This is a genomic window from Actinomyces sp. W5033 (assembly GCF_051303165.1).
In genome coordinates, this window is sequence record NZ_JBPPGD010000007.1 from 1 (window position 1) to 17,060 (window position 17,060).

Sequence of the window (17,060 nt, forward strand, 5' to 3'; positions counted from 1 at the left end):
GTCACGCGGCGACAGCACCGTCGTCCGTCCAGCACCCGACCCGGACACCGTCATCCGTCCAGCACCCGACCCAGACAACGACACACCTTGACGGCTGGCACGCAAGCTGTGGGGCGCTCGTGCGCCGCTGGGCGATCGACCCGGTACCCGTGTGTCAGAGGCAGGGCGTGAGTCGGCTCGGTGCGCCGATGTCCCTTGAGACTTTCGTGCCGCCCGCCGGGTGGCAGCGTCGTGCCCGCTGCTGGCGCCGTCGCCGGCCGAGAGCATCCGGACCGCGCCATCGAGGCGGCTCAAGCCGGTTGATGCACCACCGGCACCGCTCAAGCTGGGTGGTGCAACGGCTTGAGACATGCTGAAGGGGTATGCCAGCCGACTGCTCGTGCCGGGGCTGGCCACCGTGCTGCTTCGCCGGCCAGCGCGCCGGCGGGCCTCAGATCCAGCTGGTGAACAGCATGTGCCAGCGCCAGAACTCGTAGGACACCGTTTGGCCCGTCCAGATGGGCCACCACAGAGCCGCGAAGACCACGGCGGCGAGGACGATGCCACCGACGAGGACATAGCCGTTGGTGTGGGTCCGCCACACGGGGACACCGGTCCAGGCCTCGGGCAAGCCGCGACTCGGCTTATGCTCCACAAATCCGAGGTAGCGGGACACTGCCCCGGTAATCGGCGGCATGCCGGGCCCAATGACGCCTGCGGCGAGGAGCTCTTGCTCCTCACGTGCCTGGGCAGACCCGGGCACGGGACGCAGCACGCCGGTGGCGGCCCCCAGGGCCAGCACGAGCACGAGCACCACGTAGGGCACGAAGGCCACCGTGTAGAAGGTGAAGATGGTCCGGTCCCAGTAGAAGAACCACGGCAGGTACAGGCCCACGTAGCCGACGAGCGCGACCCACACCCGCCAGTCCCTGCGCACCCCGGCGAGCACGACGACGCCGAAGACCAGAGCGGGAACCGCAGCCCACCACACGGGGATGTTCCCGATGGAGGTGATCGCCTGCACGCACCGCCCACCGCCGCAGCCCGCCGAGCCGATGGCCTCCTCAGAGGGCCAGAAGAAGGAGGTCGGCCTCCACTGCACGAGCCATCCGCTTGGCTTGGCCATATACGGGTGCTCGGAGTCGAGACCCACGTGGAAGCTGTACATGGACAGGTGGTACTCAAGCAGGTCGCTGAGGGGGTCGGGCAGCCACGTGTGCGCCGGCGTCCCGGCGGCCCGCTGGGCGGCGGCCCACCCGTGCTTGTAGGCCGCGCCGTGGGCGAACCAGGACCACCAGCTCGCCACGTACACGACGAAAGCCGTCGGGACCAGGTGGAGGAAGTCAAGCATCCCGCGGTGCAGCAATCCGTCGGCAAGCCAGGAGCGGGCGTTGACCCGCCGCAGGGCGGTGAGGTCCCAGACCACCACCATGACGCCCATGGCGGCGAGCAGGTAGGCGCCGGACCACTTGATGGAGCAGGTGAGCCCAGCAGCCAGCCCCGCCGCGAGCAGCCAGGGCCGCAGGAACGGGATCGGCGCCCACCCCCCGGGCGCGGTGCCTGCCAGGTCTCGGGCGAGGCGGGAACGGAACCACTCGCGGTCCCTGACGAGCAGGTAGACGGACAGCAGCCCAAACAAGCCGATGAAGACGTCGAGCAGGGCGATGCGTGACTCTGTGATCCCCACCCCGTCGAGGGCGAGCAGCAGGCCTGCGAGCCCGGCGAGCAGTGGGGAGTGCGTCAGGCGCATCGTGAGCCGGGCGAGGAGGAGGACGGTGAGGATGCCGGCGACAGCGGGCATGAGGCGCCACCCGACGGCACTGTCCTGGCCGAAGAGCTGCATGCCGATCCCGATGAGCCACTTGCCGAGCTGGGGGTGGACGATGAAGGAGGGCTGCGTCGTGAGACCAGAGACGTCACCCTGCGCGAAGAGCTGGTCGGAGCCCTCGGCCCACACGGACTCGTAGCCGTTGTGCCACAGGGCGTAGGCGTCCTTGACGTAGTAGATCTCGTCGAACATCAGCCCCGAGGGGTGGCCGATCCCGATGAGACGCGTGAGGGCGGCCACGGCAGTGACCACGCCGCTCGCCACCCACCCGCGCAGGCGCACTGCAGGGGTCACGCTCCAGCCGAGCGGCTCGAGCCCGAGCATCTCGCGCAGACGCTCCTCGGTGCGGGTGGCGTCGGCAGACGCAGGAGGTGTCGCTGGGGTGGCGTCGGCGTCGTCGTGAGAGACAGTGCTGGGGTCAGGGCTCACGGCGGCGAGTCTAAGGGGAACGGCCATACTGAGAGCATGACCCATGCCCCGTCAGAGTCCGTGCGCGCCGACGACGACCCCGCCCGCAGCGCCGGGTCCTGTGATCCCGAGGAGCCGGGGCGGTCTGTCCCTGGCGAGGCCTGCGGGGCGCCCGAGGGGGGCAGCCCGGTCCCCACCACACCGTCCGACGGCGGGATCCCGCTTCCCGACGGCGGGGGCGCGCCCTGCGGTGAGCAACCGCGTCCGCCTCACGCGGACGATCCCCGCCCCGGCGTCATCACGCTGGCCGCCACCCCCATCGGCCACGTGGGAGACGCCTCGGCGCGCCTGCGAGCCGCCTTGGCGCACGCCGACGTCGTCGCTGCCGAGGACACCCGGCGGCTGCTCAACCTCGCCCAACGGCTCGGGCTGCACGTCAGCGGCAGGATCCTCGCCTTTCACGAGCACAACGAGCGCGAGCGCGCCGCCGAGCTCATCGAGGCCGCCCGGGCGGGCAACAGCGTCCTCATGGTCTCCGACGCCGGGATGCCCTCGGTCTCCGACCCCGGCTACCGGCTTGTCGTCGCCGCCACCAAGGCCGGTGTTCCCGTCACCGTCGCCCCCGGTCCCTCAGCCGTGCTCACGGCCCTGGCCCTGTCCGGTCTGGCCAGTGACCGCTTCTGCTTCGAGGGCTTCCTGCCCCGGAAGGCAGGTGAGCGAAGGCGTGCTCTCGAGGCGCTGGCCGAGGAGCGGCGCACCATGGTGTTCTTCGAGTCCCCGCGCCGCGTCCACCAGAGCCTGACGACGATGGCTCAGCTGCTCGGCGCCGGGCGGCGGGCGGCCTTGTGCCGAGAGCTGACGAAGACCCATGAGGAGGTGCGTCGGGCCACGCTGGGGGAGCTGGTCGCCTCCACCGACGGTGAGGTGCTGGGGGAGATCGTGCTGGTCGTCGCCGGTGCCCAGCCCGTGGCGGCAGACCCGCACGAGGCGGCGCGTGAGGCCGTGGCGCTGGCCGACGACGGGATGCGGCTCAAGGCTGCGGCCGCCCAGGTTGCGCAGGCGGCGGGGTTGCGCCCCAACGAGGTCTACCGTGCGGCCCTGTCTCTGCGGGGGCTGCCGGGTAAGAGCCGCCGGTGACAGCGCCCGCCGGGTTGAGGTCGCTGTGATGCTGTACTGACGAGGCTGATGCTGTGCTGACGAGTTCGGGGCTGAGGATCCGAGGTCGGTGTCTCAGGGACCGACCTCGGATCCTCAGCCCCGAACTCGCGTGGGCGAGGTGATTGAGGTGAGGAGGGGGATGGGGTGCAGAGGTGCTCGCGTGCCGGCGGGCGGGTTTAGAACTGCGCCCCGGGGTAGCCTCCCGCAGCAGCCTGCGCCTTCTTGTTGTGGGAGCGGCGCGTGCCCCACCAGATGGCCCCGGCCAGGGTGAGGACCACGGAGGGCACGCCCAGCAGGAGCGAGACGAGGATCCCCATACCGCTGGCGAGCATGTTGCTGCCGTTGGCGGCCCTGCCGAGGTAGACGGGCTTGGTTGAGTTGGTCTGGCAGGTGACGGTGTAGTCGCCGCTCGTCGGGGGCGTGAAGATGCCGATGAGCGGGTTGCCGTCAACCTCGGTGGACTCACTTCGCGCGATCGGGGTGATGTCCACGGAGTCGCCGCTGGAGGAGGTCACCTCGCAGGTGGCGAGGCCGGCTGAGTAGATGCCGTAGACGTCGGCACTGTCCAGGGTTGCCGTGGCCGAGCCGTTGCCCGGGAGCACCGACAGGGACCCGGCGACGTTGAAGACCGCCGTCGTCGAGATGGCGAAGGTGATGATGGAGCCGATCAGCGCGATGAGGCCCACCGTCAGGAGAACCTTCGGGCCTGTGGTGGAGCGCACCTGGGGCGCCGGCCCCGCGCCATAGGTGACGGGGCTGCCGTAAGCGGGCGCCGCCGGGTAGGCGGGCCCTGACGGGTAGCCCGGGGTGCCGTAGGCCGGAGCCTGCGGCGCGGAGGTCTGGCCGTAGCCTCCGAGGTCGGCGGGAGGGTAGGCGCCGGGTGCCGAGGAGGCGCTAGGCGTCGTGTACGGGCTCGCGCCCGGGGTGTCCTGGCCGTAGGGCTGGCCGTAAGGGGCCTGGCCGTAGGGCGATCCTGAGGAGGGGGGGACCTGGGACATGACGTTCCTCTACGGTCGTGGCGGGGGCGACCCGCACAGGTGCGTGGTGGCACGCCACGCCGCGGAGCGGGGGGTGTGCCCATGACGTGGCCAGGATACGGCGCCAGGGGCCGGGGCGCGGGCCCTGGCGCCCGCACCTGCCGACGCCGTCTGTGCGAGCCGTCCCACGTCGGGACGTGTCGGAGGGAGCGGATAGGCTGCCCCCATGAGCCACATCCTCTCCGCGGTCGCCTGGCCCTACGCCAACGGCCCCCGCCACATCGGTCACGTCGCCGGCTTCGGCGTCCCCTCCGACGTCTTCTCGCGCTACATGCGAATGGCGGGCCACGACGTCCTCATGGTCTCCGGCACGGACGAGCACGGCACCCCCATCCTCGTGGCGGCCGACGCCGAGGGCGTCAGCGCCCGCGAGCTCGCTGACCGCAACAACCGGCTCATCGTCGAGGACCTCGTGGCCCTGGGCCTGTCCTACGACCTCTTCACCCGCACCACGGCCTCCAACCACTACGCCGTCGTGCAGGACATGTTCCGCACGGTGCGTGACAACGGCTACATGGTCGAGCAGGTCACCCGCTCCGCCATCAGCCCCTCGACCGGCCGGACCCTGCCGGACCGCTACATCGAGGGCACCTGCCCTATCTGCTCCGCGCCCGGCGCCCGGGGGGACCAGTGCGACACCTGCGGCAACCAGCTCGACCCCACCGACCTCATCGACCCCCGCTCGCGCATCAACGGCGAGACCCCCGAGTTCGTCGAGTCAAACCACTGGTTCCTCGACCTGCCTGCCCTCGCCGAGGCCCTGGGCACCTGGCTGGACGAGCGCGAGGCCTCGGGCACCTGGCGGCCCAACGTCATCCGCTTCTCCAAGAACATCCTGGAGGAGATCCGCCCGCGCGCCATGACGCGCGACATCGACTGGGGTATCCCGGTGCCGGGCTGGGAGGACCAGCCCTCCAAGCGCCTGTACGTGTGGTTCGACGCCGTCATCGGCTACCTCTCGGCCTCGATCGAGTGGGCCCGGCGCACGGGGGACCCCGAGGCCTGGCGCCAGTGGTGGAACAACCCGGAGGCCCTGTCCTACTACTTCATGGGCAAGGACAACATCGTCTTCCACTCCCAGATCTGGCCGGCCGAGCTCCTGGGCTACAACGGCCAGGGACAGCGTGGAGGCAGCGCCGGCGACCTGGGGGTCCTCAACCTGCCCACGGAGGTCGTCTCAAGCGAGTTCCTCACGATGGAGGGCCGCAAGTTCTCCTCCAGCCACGGCATCGTCATCTACGTGCGTGACTTCCTCGCCCGTTACCAGGCGGACGCGCTGCGCTACTTCATCAGCGCCGCTGGGCCGGAGACGGCAGACGCGGACTTCACATGGGCGGAGTTTGTCCGCCGCACCAACGGAGAGCTGGTCGCGGGCTGGGGCAACCTCGTCAACCGCACGGCCTCGATGATCCACAAGCGTTTCGGAGAGGTCCCCGCCCCGGCGCAGCTGGAGGAGATCGACCGGGCGCTGCTGGACTCCGTCGAGGCGGGCTTCGCCACGGTCGGTGACCTCATCCGCCACCACCGCCAGAAGGCGGCCCTGACCGAGGCCATGCGCCTCGTGGGCGAGGCCAACAAGTACGTGGCGGACACCGAGCCCTTCAAGCTCAAGGCGCCCGAGCAGCTGCCCCGCCTGGCCACGATCCTGCACACGCTCGCTCAGGTGGTCACGGACCTCAACCTCATGCTCTCGCCCTTCCTGCCCCACGCCGCCAACGACGTCAACCGCGTCCTCGGTGGTGCGGGCGAGATCGCCCCCATGCCGCGCATCGAGGAGGTGGACGAGCTCGACCCCGAGGTCCTGCCTGAGGACTTCGCGGGCCGTACCGGCTACCCGGTCATCACCGGCGACTACACCCAGGCGCCCACATGGGGGCGTCATGAGGTGGTGGTCGGCACGCCGGTGGGCAAGCCCTCCCCGGTCTTCGTCAAGCTGGACGAGGCGATCGTCGAGGAGGAGCTGGCCCGCTACTCGCAGTCGCGTCCCGACGACGTCACCGGTGCCTGAGTGAGCCGCAGGCACCGCGACCGCTCGTGGCCGAGCGCCGACGCCGTCGCCCCGCTCGCGCTGCCGGTCACCGACAACCACACCCACCTCCCGGTGCCGGGCCTGGAGCACACCGGGCCAGGCTCGCAGGAGCCGCTGACGGCGGCTGAGCTTGTTGAGCGTGCCGTCGCCGTCGGTGTCACCCGGACGATCACCTCCGCCTGTGAGACCCCGGCCTGGGAGGGCAGCATCGCCCTGGCGCGCACCCTGCCCGGGGTCCGGGTGGCCCTGGCCGTCCACCCCAACGAGGCGGTGCTGCACGCGGGAGTGCGTGAGACCGGCCCGGACGGACTGGAGCCGGCCGTGCGCGACCACCACGCCGAGCCCCTGGACGAGGCCATGTCCCGGCTCGAGACCCTGGTGCGTCGAAGCCCGGACGCGGTGGTGGCCGTCGGTGAGACCGGTCTGGACTTCTTCCGTACGGGACATCGGGGCGCCGCCGTGCAGCGGGAGGCCTTCCGGGCGCATATCGCGCTGGCCAAGGAGGTGGGCCTGCCCCTGCAGATCCATGACCGCGACGCCCACGCCGAGTGCGTCGAGGTCCTGCTCGCCGACGGCGCCCCGGAGCGCACCGTCCTGCACTGCTTCTCCGGCGGTCCCGAGCTGGCGGCCGTGTGCGCCGAGCACGGCTGGTACGCCTCCGTCGCCGGACCGGTCACCTACCCGGCCAACGACGGGCTCCGGGCGGCGGTCGGTGCGATGCCGCTGGAGCTGCTGCTGGTGGAGACGGACGCGCCCTACCTTCCGCCCAAGCCGTGGCGGGGCAGGCCCAACGCCGGCTACCTCATGGGGCAGACCGTGCGTTTCCTCGCTGCCCTGCGCGGTCTGGATGAGGCCACCATGTGCGAGCGTCTGGAGCGCAGCACCCGGGAGGTCTACGGCGTCTGGTGATGCTGGGCCGACGCCGGTGGCCCGGACCGGCAGGCCCGGGCGGCTGTCAGCGGCGCGGCCACAGCCGGCGTGACCACAGTCGGTGTGACTGGGGACATTGCCAAGCCGTGGTGGGCTCGTCTACCGTCATCGGCACCCTGCCGACAGTGAGGAACATCAGACGTGGGACGACACTCTGAGACCAGCTCCGCCGCCACGACCCTGTCCGAGCTCGGGGCCCTGGCCCGTCGTGGCCTGAGCCGGGGCGCCTCAGGCTCGCCCGCGCACCGCGGCGCCCGAGCGCGCACGCGCACCTCCCCGGCCGTGCTGCGTGCCTCCGGTGCCGCGGCCGCGCTCGCCCTGGTGGTCTCCGGCGGCGCCTACGCCGCCGTCCAGGCCGGCGCCACTGACGTGCGGCCCCTGACCGAGACCCGGGCGCGGCTGCAGCCCATCGGTTCCACCGGTGCGCACGGCCAGACCACAGGCCTGGCCGTGGCGGGTGACGGCGTCACCGTCACCACGGTCACCGAGGAGCAGGTGCTGGCGCACACCACCGTCGAGCGGAGCACCGACGCCCTGGTCTCCGGTCAGCGTGAGGTCGCGACCGCGGGTGTGGATGGCCTGGCCCGCGTCACCTACGAGGTGGTGAGCAAGGGCGGTGTGGAGGTCTCACGTGAGGCGGTCTCCACCGCCGTCGTCACCGCCCCGGTCGAGGAGGTCGTCCTCGTGGGCACGGGGACGCCGGAGCAGGCCGCCATCGCGGTCGCCGGGGACGGCACGACGCCCGCCTCGGCACAAGCGGTCGCCCAGGCGATGATGTCCTCTCACGGCTGGGACAGCACGCAGTTCCAGTGCCTCGTGAGCCTGTGGCAGCGGGAGTCGAGCTGGAGCTACCGGGCCCAGAACACCTCCTCGGGCGCTTACGGCATCCCGCAGGCCCTGCCGGGCTCGAAGATGGGCTCGGTGGCCGCGGACTGGGCGACGAACCCGGTGACGCAGATCGCCTGGGGCCTGCAGTACATCGAGGGCAGATACGGCACCCCGTGCAACGCCTGGGCCCACTCGAACTCAGTCGGCTGGTACTGAGCCGCGCAGCCTGGACCCTGCCCGCGCGGCGCCCGGGGCCCGAGGACGTGACCTGCTCCATTGCCGCCCCTGACCGGGCTCCGTTACGTTGAGGCAAGCCGACGGAAGGATCGCTCACGTGGCACGGCACCGGAACCCCGACGACGCCCCCAGGGCGCTGAACCACCTGCCCAGGCGGGATGGTGCGCACCGCGGCGCTGAGGGCCCGGCGCCCCGGGCGGCCGCCCTGCTGCGCGCGGGGGCGGTGGCCGCGACCCTGGCGCTTGCCGTCTCCGGCGGCGCCTACGCGGCGGTCCTGGGCACAGGGACGGCCCCGCTGGCACAGGCACAGACCCGCCTCGACGCCGATGCTGGCCGCACCGGTGCCACTGCTGCGGCCTTCGACGTCTCCACGGAGCAGGTCGTCATCGAGACGGTCACGCAGGACGTCACCGACCCCCACGCCACGGTGGAGCAGGAGTCTGACTCCATGGAGGCAGGCACTACCGAGGTGCGGACCGCTGGTGTGGACGGCATGGTGCGCACCACGTACCAGGTGGTGACGCAGGGCGGTGTGGAGGTCTCGCGTGAGGCGGTCTCCAGCGTCGTGCTCACCCCGCGCGTCGATGAGGTGGTGCTCGTCGGCACGGCACGCACAGGCACGGCCTCCGGCTCGGGTGGCTCCGCCGGGACGACGGCGACCACCACCACCGCGGTCGATGACGGCTCGGTGTGGTGGCGCCTGGCTCAGTGCGAGTCCGGCGGCAACCCCGCGATCAACACCGGCAACGGCTTGTACGGCGCCTTCCAGTTCTCCCCGCAGACCTGGCGGTCCCTGGGCGGCACGGGCCTGCCGCACGAGAACAGCTATGAGACGCAGCTGGCCCTCGCCCAACAGCTCCAGGCGCGTTCGGGCTGGGGACAGTGGCCCCACTGCGCCGCCACGCTCGGTCTGCTCTGACCCCTGCCCGGGTGCTCGCAGGCGCGAGTGCGTCGCAGGCTCCCGTTACGCTGGCCCCATGTCGCATCTCCACGTGAACGACCCAGGCGCAGGCGCGCAGCCCACCGGCCTGCTCGGTCTGCAGGACGTGCGTGGCCTGGCCGAGGCCCTGGGGGTGCGTCCCACCAAGGCCCTGGGGCAGAACTTCGTCCATGACGCCGGCACCGTGCGGCGCATCGTGCGCTCGGCAGGCGTGTGTGAGGGGCAGACGGTCCTTGAGGTCGGGCCGGGCCTGGGCTCCCTCACCCTGGCGCTCCTGGAGACCGGGGCTCGCGTGGTCGCCGTTGAGATCGACCCGCTGCTGGCGCGGGCGCTGCCGGTCACGGTGGCCTCCCGGATGCCCGGGGCGGCCGGGCGTCTGAGCGTGGTCACGGCGGACGCGCTGACGATCGACGGCCCACAGGCGCTGGGGCTGTTAGACGGGGAGGCGCCGCCCACCCGGCTCGTGGCCAACCTGCCCTACAACGTCGCCGTCCCGGTGCTCCTGACGCTGCTGGGCAGCCTGCCGTCCCTGGAGAGCGTCACAGTCATGGTCCAGGCGGAGGTCGCGGACCGGCTCGCCGCCCCGCCCGGCTCACGCACCTATGGGGTGCCCAGCGTCAAGGCTGCCTGGTACGCGGAGGCACGGCGCACCATCACCATCGGCCGCACCGTCTTCTGGCCAGTGCCCAACGTGGACTCGGCCCTCGTCGAGCTCACCCGCCGCGAGCCCCCGGCCTCCGGCGCCAGCCGCGAGGAGGTCTTCGCCGTCATCGACGCGGCCTTCGCCCAGCGGCGCAAGACGCTGCGCAAGGCCCTGGCCCCGCTGGCCGGAGGGGCGCAGGCCGCCGAGCACGCCCTGCGGGCCGCGGGCATCGATCCGGCCAGGCGTGGAGAGACTCTGGACGTGGCCGACTTCGCGGCCGTCGCCGAGCAGCTGGCGGCTGCCTGCCTGCTCCCCTGCGACCCGGGCAGTCACCCCGGCGAGGAGGGACAGTGAGCCACCTCAGGGCCGTGCCCAGCCCGGACGTCCACCCGCGCCCCCGCTCAGGCTCGGCCACGAGCGTGCGCGTCGAGGCCCCGGGGCGCGTCACCCTGTTCCACAGCCGGGCAGCCGCCGGCCCCGAGGGCGAGGGCTCAGCCACCACCGTCTACCAGGCGGTCCGGCTCATCACCACCGTCACGGCACGGCGCCAGTCCCGCGACGCCCACGGCACCGTCACCCTGACCCCCGGGGAGCCGGGGGACGGCCCGCTGGACCCGCAGGGGCCAGCCGCCCGGGCCGCCAGCGCCCTGGCGGAGGCCGTCGGCGTCACCGAGGGCGTTGACCTCCTCCTGCGCAGGCGCGTGCCCGCGCACAGCGGGCTCGGGGCCGGTGCTGCCGAGGCAGCTGCGACCCTCGTCGCCTGCAACCACCTGTGGGGGACCGGGCTCACCCAGGCCGAGCTGCGCGCCCTGGCGGCCGGGCTCGGCGAGGGCGCCGCCTTTCCCCTCACGGGCGCCTGCGCCGTCGGGCACGGGCAGGAGCTGAGCCCGGTCATGACGCGGGGGACCTACCAGTGGGTGCTCGCCGTGCCCACCCGGGGGCTGGACCCGGCCGAGGCCCTGGCCCGCCATGACGCGCTGGGCGGTGTCGGGAGCCGGCAGGTGCCCGGCGCCGAGCTGCCGGACTCGCTCACCGCCGCCCTGCGCGCCGGCGACCCCTCCGCCCTGGCCCCCGCCCTGCGCAACGACCTTGAGGAGGCCGTCGTGTCCCTTCGTCCCGAGCTCGCTGAGGTCATCGCCACCGCGCAGAGGGCCGGGGCGCTGCGTGCCCTGGTCGTCGGAACCGGCCCCGCCGTCGCTGCCCTCGTGACGGACACGGTCTGCGCCGCACGCGTCACCCGGGCGCTGAGCGCCAGCGGTCTCCTGGGCGTCGTCCTGCGCGCTGACGCCCCCGTCGCCGGCGCACGGGTGGTGGGCTGATGGCGCACCTCATCGGTCTGGAGTCGGTGCGCGTCGTCGTCGGCTCGCGCATGCTCCTGGATGACGTCACCCTCGGCATCGAGGACGGCACGAGGGTCGGTGTCCTCGGCCCCAACGGGGCGGGCAAGTCCACGCTGCTGGCCGCCCTCGCCGGCACCCGCGAGGTGGACGGTGGACGTGTCACGCGCGCCGGGGGCACCCGTGTCGCCCTGCTGTGCCAGGCAGACGCCCTCACCCCCGGCACCACGGTGCGCCAGGCGGTCCACGGTGACACCCCGGAGCACGAGTGGGCCTCGGACCCGGCGGTGCGCGACGTCCACGCGGGCCTTCTGGCGGACCTCGACCTGGGGGCCGACGTCGCCACCCTCTCCGGCGGCCAGCGCCGCCGGGTCGCCCTCGCCGCCGTCCTCACCGCTGAGGCCGACGTCGTCGTCCTGGACGAGCCGACCAACCACCTTGACGTCGAGGGGGTGGACTGGCTCGCCCGGCACCTCAGCGCCCGCTTCGGTGGCCGGCGCGCCTCGACGGGCGCGTTGGTCACCGTCACCCACGACCGCTGGTTCCTGGACGCCATCTGCACGCACGTGTGGGAGGTGGTCCCGGGCGCCGACCCCGGAGGCGGGCGGCCGCAGGTGCCCGGCCGTATCGAGACCTACGACGGCGGTTACGCCGCCTACGTCCTCGCCCGTGCCGAGCGCGCCCGCCAGGCCGCCGTCGCTGCGGACAAGCGCGAGAACCTCCTGCGCAAGGAGCTGGCCTGGCTGCGCAGGGGGGCTCCGGCCCGCACCTCCAAGCCCCGCTTCCGCATCGACGCCGCCGAGGCGCTGATCGCCGACGTGCCGCCGCCTCGGGACACGGTCGAGCTCATGGCAATGGCCACCGCCCGGCTGGGCAAGAAGGTCATCGACCTGGAGGACGTCACCGTCCGCTACCCCCGGCCGCAGGGCCCTGGTGGCAGGCCCGCCGGCCAGCGGGAGGTCCTGCGCAGGGTCACGTGGAGGCTCGCGCCCGGCGAGCGGGTGGGGGTTGTCGGCGTCAACGGTGCGGGCAAGACCACCCTCCTGCGCCTGCTCGAAGGTGTCCAGGAGCCCACCGAGGGCCGGGTGGTGCGAGGCACGACCGTCCAGGTGGCGACGCTGTCGCAGTCCACCCACGAGCTTGACGCGCTGGCGGACCTGCGCGTGGTCGAGGCTGTGGCGGCCGTGGGCGAGCGCGTGACGGTGGGAGGCAAGGAGCTCAGCGCCGCCCAGCTGGTCGAGCGCCTGGGCTTCACCCGCCAGCGTGCCTGGACCAGGGTGGGGGAGGTCTCCGGCGGTGAGCGGCGCCGACTGCAGCTCTTGCGCCTGCTCATGACCGAGCCGAACGTGCTGCTGCTGGACGAGCCGACGAACGACCTTGACACGGACACGCTCGCGGCGGTCGAGGACATCCTCGACTCCTTCCCGGGCACACTCGTCGTCGTCTCTCACGATCGTTACCTCCTCGAGCGCGTCACGGACCACCAGGTGGCCCTGCTGGGTGACGGGGGACTGAGGGACCTGCCCGGTGGGGTCGAGCAGTACCTCGGGCTGCGGCGTGAGGCCCTGGAGGCACAGGCCGGTGCCCCCGCACCACCCTCCTCGCGGGCCCAGGCCCCTGCCGGTGCCGGGACCGGGGTCCTCAGCGGTGCCGAGCGGCGCGAGGCCATGAAGAACCTGGCCCGCGTCGAGCGGCGCATGGACAAGGCGGCCCAGGCGGTCGAGGTTCTTCACGCGCGCATGGAGGTGGTCTCGGCTGATCCCGCACGTGTGGGTGAGCTCGTGGGGCTCGGGCGCGAGCTGGCGGCCGCGCAGGCTGAGCACGAGGACCTGGAGCTCGAGTGGCTGGAGGCGGCGGAGCTGCTGGAGCAGTAAGGCGCCTGGGCCTGGCCCGGGTGGCTCAGGCCCGGCCACTGAGGGCCAGCCACCTGCGCCGGCCCTCAGCCGGCCCTCAGCCGGCCTCGCGCAGCTGGGGGCGCGCCTCCATGGCCCGCAGCCCGTTCCAGGCGAGGTTGACCATGTGGGCGGCCACCTCCTCCTTGCTCATTGTCCGGTTCTCCAGCCACCACCAGGCCGGTGAGGACACGATCCCCACGAGCATCTGCGCGTACAGCGGCGCCGTGCGCGGGTCCATGCCGTGCGCCTGGAACTGGGAGGCGAGGATCCCCGAGACCTGGATGGCGACGTCCGCCAGCAGGGTCGAGTACGTGCCCGCCGTGCGGTCCCCTGAGGAGGACAGGATCTGGAAGCCGTCGGGGGACTGCTCGATATACGTCAGCAGGGCGAGGGCCGCTCGCTCCACCACGAGGGAGGCCGACTCCGAGGAGCGCAGCGCCTGGGTCACCGTGGTGGAGATGGTGCTGAGCTCGCGGTCCACGATGACCGCGTAGAGGCCCTCCTTGCCGCCGAAGTGCTCGTAGACCACCGGCTTGGAGACCTTCGCCCGGGAGGCGATCTCCTCGATCGCCGTGCCCTCGAATCCCTTCTCCGCGAAGAGGGCGCGGGCGACGTCAATCAGCTGTTCGCGCCTCTCACCCGCACTCATCCGGGTCCGCTTGCTCGCCTTGGCTGCCATGCTGCCCATCATGCCGTCTGAGAGCCTGGGCGCGCCTGTGAGAGGATGACGTCGCGCGGCCCTGAGGGCGCGCGGTCCGCCCTGGTGTAGTGGCAGCACGCAGGCCTTTGGAGCCTTGAGGCCCGGGTTCGAACCCTGGGGGCGGAGCGGCGTGGGCAGGCCCTCATCTCCCGGCGGGGCGGCCGGCCCGCGCAGGACGTAGGATGAGCGTGCTCCGCACCGCGCAGCCGGGTCACGTCCCGGTGTGCCCGCAGTCTCAGCGAGAAGAGGACCCGTGGCTTCCACGACACCCGCAGCCGTCGTCGTCATGGCGGCAGGCAAGGGCACCCGCATGCGGTCTACCACCCCCAAGGTCCTGCACCGCATTGGCGGCAGGAGCCTGCTCGACCACGCCGTCAGCGCCGCGCGAGGACTCGACCCCGAGCACCTCGTGGTGGTGGTGCGGCACGAGCGTGACGCCGTCGTCGCCCACCTCACCGAGATCGCCCCCGACGCCCTGCCGGCGGACCAGGACGAGGTCCCCGGCACCGGCCGGGCGGTCGCCTGCGGCCTGGCGGCGCTGCCCGACGCCCTCACCGGCTGCGTGGTTGTCACCAGCGGTGACGTGCCCCTGCTCGACACCGCGACCCTGGAGAGGCTGGTTGCCCAGCACACCGAGCGCGGTGACGCCGTCACCCTGCTCACCACCGAGCTGGAGGACCCCACCGGCTACGGGCGTGTGCTGCGTGCGCGCACCGAGGACCCCGGCGCGGACGCGCTGAGCGTGTCCGCCGTCGTCGAGCAGCGTGACGCCTCTGAGGCCCAGCGCGCCGTGCGCGAGGTCAACGCCGGTGTCTACGTCTTCGACATCGCCCTGCTGCGCCAGGCCCTGGCCACCCTGGGCACTGACAACGACCAGGGCGAGGTCTACCTCACCGACGTCGTCGCCCGCGCCCACGCGCAGGGCCTGTCCGCCTCCGCGCTCCTGGTCGCGGACCACTGGCTCGTGGAGGGCTGCAACGACCGCGCCCAGCTCGCCCGCCTCGGTGCCGAGCTCAACCGTCGCGTCCTGGCCCGCTGGATGGCCGAGGGCGTCGGCGTCACGGACCCGGCCACCACGTGGGTTGACGTGCAGGCGGTGCTCGCCCGGGACGTGAGCCTGGAGCAGGGCGTCCTCCTGCGAGGGAGCACGAGGGTCGGTGAGGGGGCTCGCATCGGCGCCTACAGCGTCCTGACCGACGTCGAGGTGCCAGCGGGCGCTGTCGTCGCCCCCCTGACGCGGCTCGACGGGAGCCCGCGCGAGGACTGCTAGGTCCCGGGACGGACACCAGACCACCACCTACCCACCCACCCACACCCAACCGATCCGGGGCGCTAGGGCCTCAAGAGGGGACACAGTTCATGACGGGCATCATCACGAGTGGTGAGAAGCGACTGGTCATCGTCTCGGGGCGCGCTCACCCCGAGCTCGCGGCGGCCGTCGCCTCCGAGCTCGGCACGGAGGTCTTGTCCTCCACCGCCTACGACTTCGCCAACGGTGAGACCTACGTGCGCTTCAACGAGTCCGTGCGCGGCTGCGACGTGTTCGTCATGCAGTCCCACGGCGACCGGGTCAACGACTGGCTCATGGAGCAGCTCATCATGGTGGACGCCCTCAAGCGCGCCTCCGCCAAGCGCATCAGCGTGGTTGCCCCCTTCTTCCCCTACGCCCGCCAGGACAAGAAGCACCTGGGGCGTGAGCCCATCTCCGCGCGCCTGGTCGCGGACCTGTACAAGACGGCCGGTGCGGACCGCATCATGAGCGTGGACCTGCACACGAGCCAGGAGCAGGGCTTCTTCGACGGCCCCTGGGACCACCTGTGGGCCCAGCCGGTCCTGGTGGACTACATCAAGAGCCGGGTGGACCCCTCGACGACGACGGTGGTCTCCCCGGACGCCGGTCGCATCCGTGTGGCTGAGCGCTGGTCGCACTCCCTGGGCGACACCCCGCTGGCCTTTGTGCACAAGACGCGTGACGTCACGCGCCCCAACGAGTCGGTCGCCAACCGTGTGGTGGGTGAGGTCAAGGGGCGTTCCTGCGTGCTGGTGGACGACATGATCGACACGGGCGGCACCATCGCCAAGGCTGTCCAGGTGCTTATGGACCAGGGCGCCAAGGACGTCATTGTGGCGGCGACGCACGGGGTGCTGTCCGGCCCGGCGGTGGAGAGGCTGTCCTCCTGCGGCGCCCGTGAGGTGGTGGTGACGGACACGCTGCCGATCCCGCCCAGCAAGCGCTTCGGTCAGCTGACGGTCCTGCCGATCGCCCCGCTGCTCGCCCAGGCGATCCGAGCCGTCTTCGATGACGGTTCGGTGACCTCGCTCTTTGAGTCGGCGGGGGTGTGAGGCGATGAGCTTCCCGCTGCTCAGACGCGCGCAGGCCAGGGCTGTGGCCACCGCCCTGGCGCTTGTCACTGCCCTGCTTTTCGTGGTCCAGGGGCTGCCGGCCCCCGCCGTCGCCTCGGTGAGGGCCACGAGTGAGGTCGCCAGCCCCGCGTTGGCGCCGGGCTACGGCACCTTCAGTCTCACCATGCGCGTGGTGGGCGAGGGCCTGCCCCTGGTGCCTGAGGACGCGGCCTTCACTATCTGGGTCGACTACGTCCTGCCGGGTCCGGCCGACCAGTTCCCGGGGTGGACGGCTCCCGGGACCCTGTATAGCAACGGCAAGTCCGGTACGTTCACCTTGACGGTGGTCAGGGACGTGCCCACCCCTGGCAAGCCCTTGCCTGCAGGAACCACCGTGACGCTGAGTGAGGACGTTGAAACCTCGACGGTCTCGCCGACCGTCGTCACGTGGGGGGAGCCCGAGTTCTGGGCGGAACCGAACCATGTGGAGACCAGCACCTTCACGGTTGAGGACGGCAAGGTCACGCAGTCTGAGGTGATCAACAATGCCGTCCCGGTGGGGCAGAAGCCTCAGGAGCCGGCGCCGGTGGTGACGACGACTCCGCCCCCGACGTCGGTGGACCAGAATCCTCAGGAGCCGACGTCGGTGGTGACTACGGCTCCGACCGCGGTGCCGTCGCCGACGCCGTCGCGTCCGGGCAGGCCGCTGGCCAGGACGGGTGCGTCGAACGTGCTCGTGCTGGGTGTGCTGGGCTCGGTGCTGGTGGC

At 72.2% G+C, this 17,060-nt stretch carries 13 protein-coding genes, 1 tRNA gene and 1 pseudogene; 12 read left to right on the top strand and 3 right to left on the bottom strand.

The features are described 5' to 3' along the window. Window positions 1–430: 430 nt before the first annotated feature. Complete coding sequence (locus tag ACSJJR_RS06035) at window positions 431–2,236, bottom strand: dolichyl-phosphate-mannose--protein mannosyltransferase (protein WP_435942676.1); 1,806 nt, start codon at window positions 2,234–2,236, stop codon at window positions 431–433. Window positions 2,237–2,272: 36 nt separating this feature from the next. Between ACSJJR_RS06035 and rsmI the strand changes: the two genes are divergently transcribed. Next, window positions 2,273–3,352, top strand: a complete 1,080-nt coding sequence (rsmI, locus tag ACSJJR_RS06040) for a 16S rRNA (cytidine(1402)-2'-O)-methyltransferase (protein ID WP_435942677.1) — start codon at window positions 2,273–2,275, stop codon at window positions 3,350–3,352. A 197-nt stretch (window positions 3,353–3,549) separates the two neighbouring features. Here rsmI and ACSJJR_RS06045 read toward each other — a convergent pair whose 3' ends face one another. Then, complete coding sequence (locus tag ACSJJR_RS06045; protein ID WP_435942678.1) at window positions 3,550–4,371, bottom strand: hypothetical protein; 822 nt, start codon at window positions 4,369–4,371, stop codon at window positions 3,550–3,552. A 205-nt stretch (window positions 4,372–4,576) separates the two neighbouring features. Between ACSJJR_RS06045 and metG the strand changes: the two genes are divergently transcribed. From metG to ACSJJR_RS06080, 7 genes are all read left to right on the top strand, one after another. After that, the gene (metG, locus tag ACSJJR_RS06050) at window positions 4,577–6,418 is read left to right on the top strand and encodes a methionine--tRNA ligase (RefSeq protein ID WP_435942679.1); all 1,842 of its coding nucleotides are present in this window, start codon (window positions 4,577–4,579) and stop codon (window positions 6,416–6,418) included. Continuing rightward, window positions 6,419–7,348, top strand: a complete 930-nt coding sequence (locus ACSJJR_RS06055) for a TatD family hydrolase (protein ID WP_435942680.1) — start codon at window positions 6,419–6,421, stop codon at window positions 7,346–7,348. A gap of 162 nt (window positions 7,349–7,510) precedes the next feature. Continuing rightward, window positions 7,511–8,413 (top strand): G5 domain-containing protein, encoded by a 903-nt coding sequence (locus ACSJJR_RS06060; RefSeq protein WP_435942681.1) that lies wholly within the window; start codon window positions 7,511–7,513, stop codon window positions 8,411–8,413. 118 nt (window positions 8,414–8,531) lie between these two features. After that, window positions 8,532–9,353, top strand: coding sequence for a transglycosylase family protein (locus ACSJJR_RS06065; RefSeq protein WP_435942682.1), 822 nt, complete (start codon window positions 8,532–8,534; stop codon window positions 9,351–9,353). Between the two features lie 58 nt (window positions 9,354–9,411). Further along, the gene (gene rsmA / locus ACSJJR_RS06070; protein WP_435942683.1) at window positions 9,412–10,371 is read left to right on the top strand and encodes a 16S rRNA (adenine(1518)-N(6)/adenine(1519)-N(6))-dimethyltransferase RsmA; all 960 of its coding nucleotides are present in this window, start codon (window positions 9,412–9,414) and stop codon (window positions 10,369–10,371) included. Next, window positions 10,368–11,336, top strand: a complete 969-nt coding sequence (locus tag ACSJJR_RS06075) for a GHMP family kinase ATP-binding protein (protein WP_435942684.1) — start codon at window positions 10,368–10,370, stop codon at window positions 11,334–11,336. Before rsmA ends, ACSJJR_RS06075 begins: the two co-directional genes overlap by 4 nt. Next, window positions 11,336–13,228: an ABC-F family ATP-binding cassette domain-containing protein gene (locus tag ACSJJR_RS06080; RefSeq protein WP_435942685.1), complete on the top strand. Its 1,893-nt coding sequence runs from the start codon at window positions 11,336–11,338 to the stop codon at window positions 13,226–13,228. The genes ACSJJR_RS06075 and ACSJJR_RS06080 overlap by 1 nt, the downstream gene beginning before the upstream one ends. A gap of 76 nt (window positions 13,229–13,304) precedes the next feature. On the opposite strand, the gene ACSJJR_RS06085 is transcribed toward ACSJJR_RS06080, so the two are convergent. Continuing rightward, entirely contained in the window at window positions 13,305–13,928 is a 624-nt protein-coding gene (locus ACSJJR_RS06085) for a TetR/AcrR family transcriptional regulator (RefSeq protein WP_435942686.1), read from the bottom strand. Window positions 13,929–14,003: 75 nt separating this feature from the next. Here ACSJJR_RS06085 and ACSJJR_RS06090 point away from each other — a divergent pair. From ACSJJR_RS06090 to ACSJJR_RS06105, 4 genes and pseudogenes are all read left to right on the top strand, one after another. Further along, a tRNA-Gln gene (locus tag ACSJJR_RS06090) sits at window positions 14,004–14,075 on the top strand. A 127-nt stretch (window positions 14,076–14,202) separates the two neighbouring features. Continuing rightward, a complete protein-coding gene (locus tag ACSJJR_RS06095) occupies window positions 14,203–15,219 on the top strand; it encodes a bifunctional UDP-N-acetylglucosamine diphosphorylase/glucosamine-1-phosphate N-acetyltransferase GlmU (RefSeq protein WP_435942687.1) in 1,017 nt (338 codons plus the stop codon). 89 nt (window positions 15,220–15,308) lie between these two features. After that, on the top strand, window positions 15,309–16,292 hold the full coding sequence (locus tag ACSJJR_RS06100; RefSeq protein ID WP_435942688.1) for a ribose-phosphate diphosphokinase: 984 nt from the start codon (window positions 15,309–15,311) through the stop codon (window positions 16,290–16,292). A gap of 43 nt (window positions 16,293–16,335) precedes the next feature. Beyond that, a pseudogene (locus ACSJJR_RS06105) lies at window positions 16,336–17,060 on the top strand (hypothetical protein); the annotation flags it as partial.

Excerpts from the sequence above, each read along its gene's own strand:
- rsmI (WP_435942677.1), top strand. The coding sequence starts at position 2,273 with ATGACCCATGCCCCGTCAGAGTCCGTGCGCGCCGACGACGACCCCGCC.
- ACSJJR_RS06045 (WP_435942678.1), bottom strand. The coding sequence starts at position 4,371 with ATGTCCCAGGTCCCCCCCTCCTCAGGATCGCCCTACGGCCAGGCCCCT.
- metG (WP_435942679.1), top strand. The coding sequence starts at position 4,577 with ATGAGCCACATCCTCTCCGCGGTCGCCTGGCCCTACGCCAACGGCCCC.
- rsmA (WP_435942683.1), top strand. The coding sequence starts at position 9,412 with ATGTCGCATCTCCACGTGAACGACCCAGGCGCAGGCGCGCAGCCCACC.
- ACSJJR_RS06080 (WP_435942685.1), top strand. The coding sequence starts at position 11,336 with ATGGCGCACCTCATCGGTCTGGAGTCGGTGCGCGTCGTCGTCGGCTCG.
- ACSJJR_RS06085 (WP_435942686.1), bottom strand. The coding sequence starts at position 13,928 with ATGGCAGCCAAGGCGAGCAAGCGGACCCGGATGAGTGCGGGTGAGAGG.
- ACSJJR_RS06100 (WP_435942688.1), top strand. The coding sequence starts at position 15,309 with ATGACGGGCATCATCACGAGTGGTGAGAAGCGACTGGTCATCGTCTCG.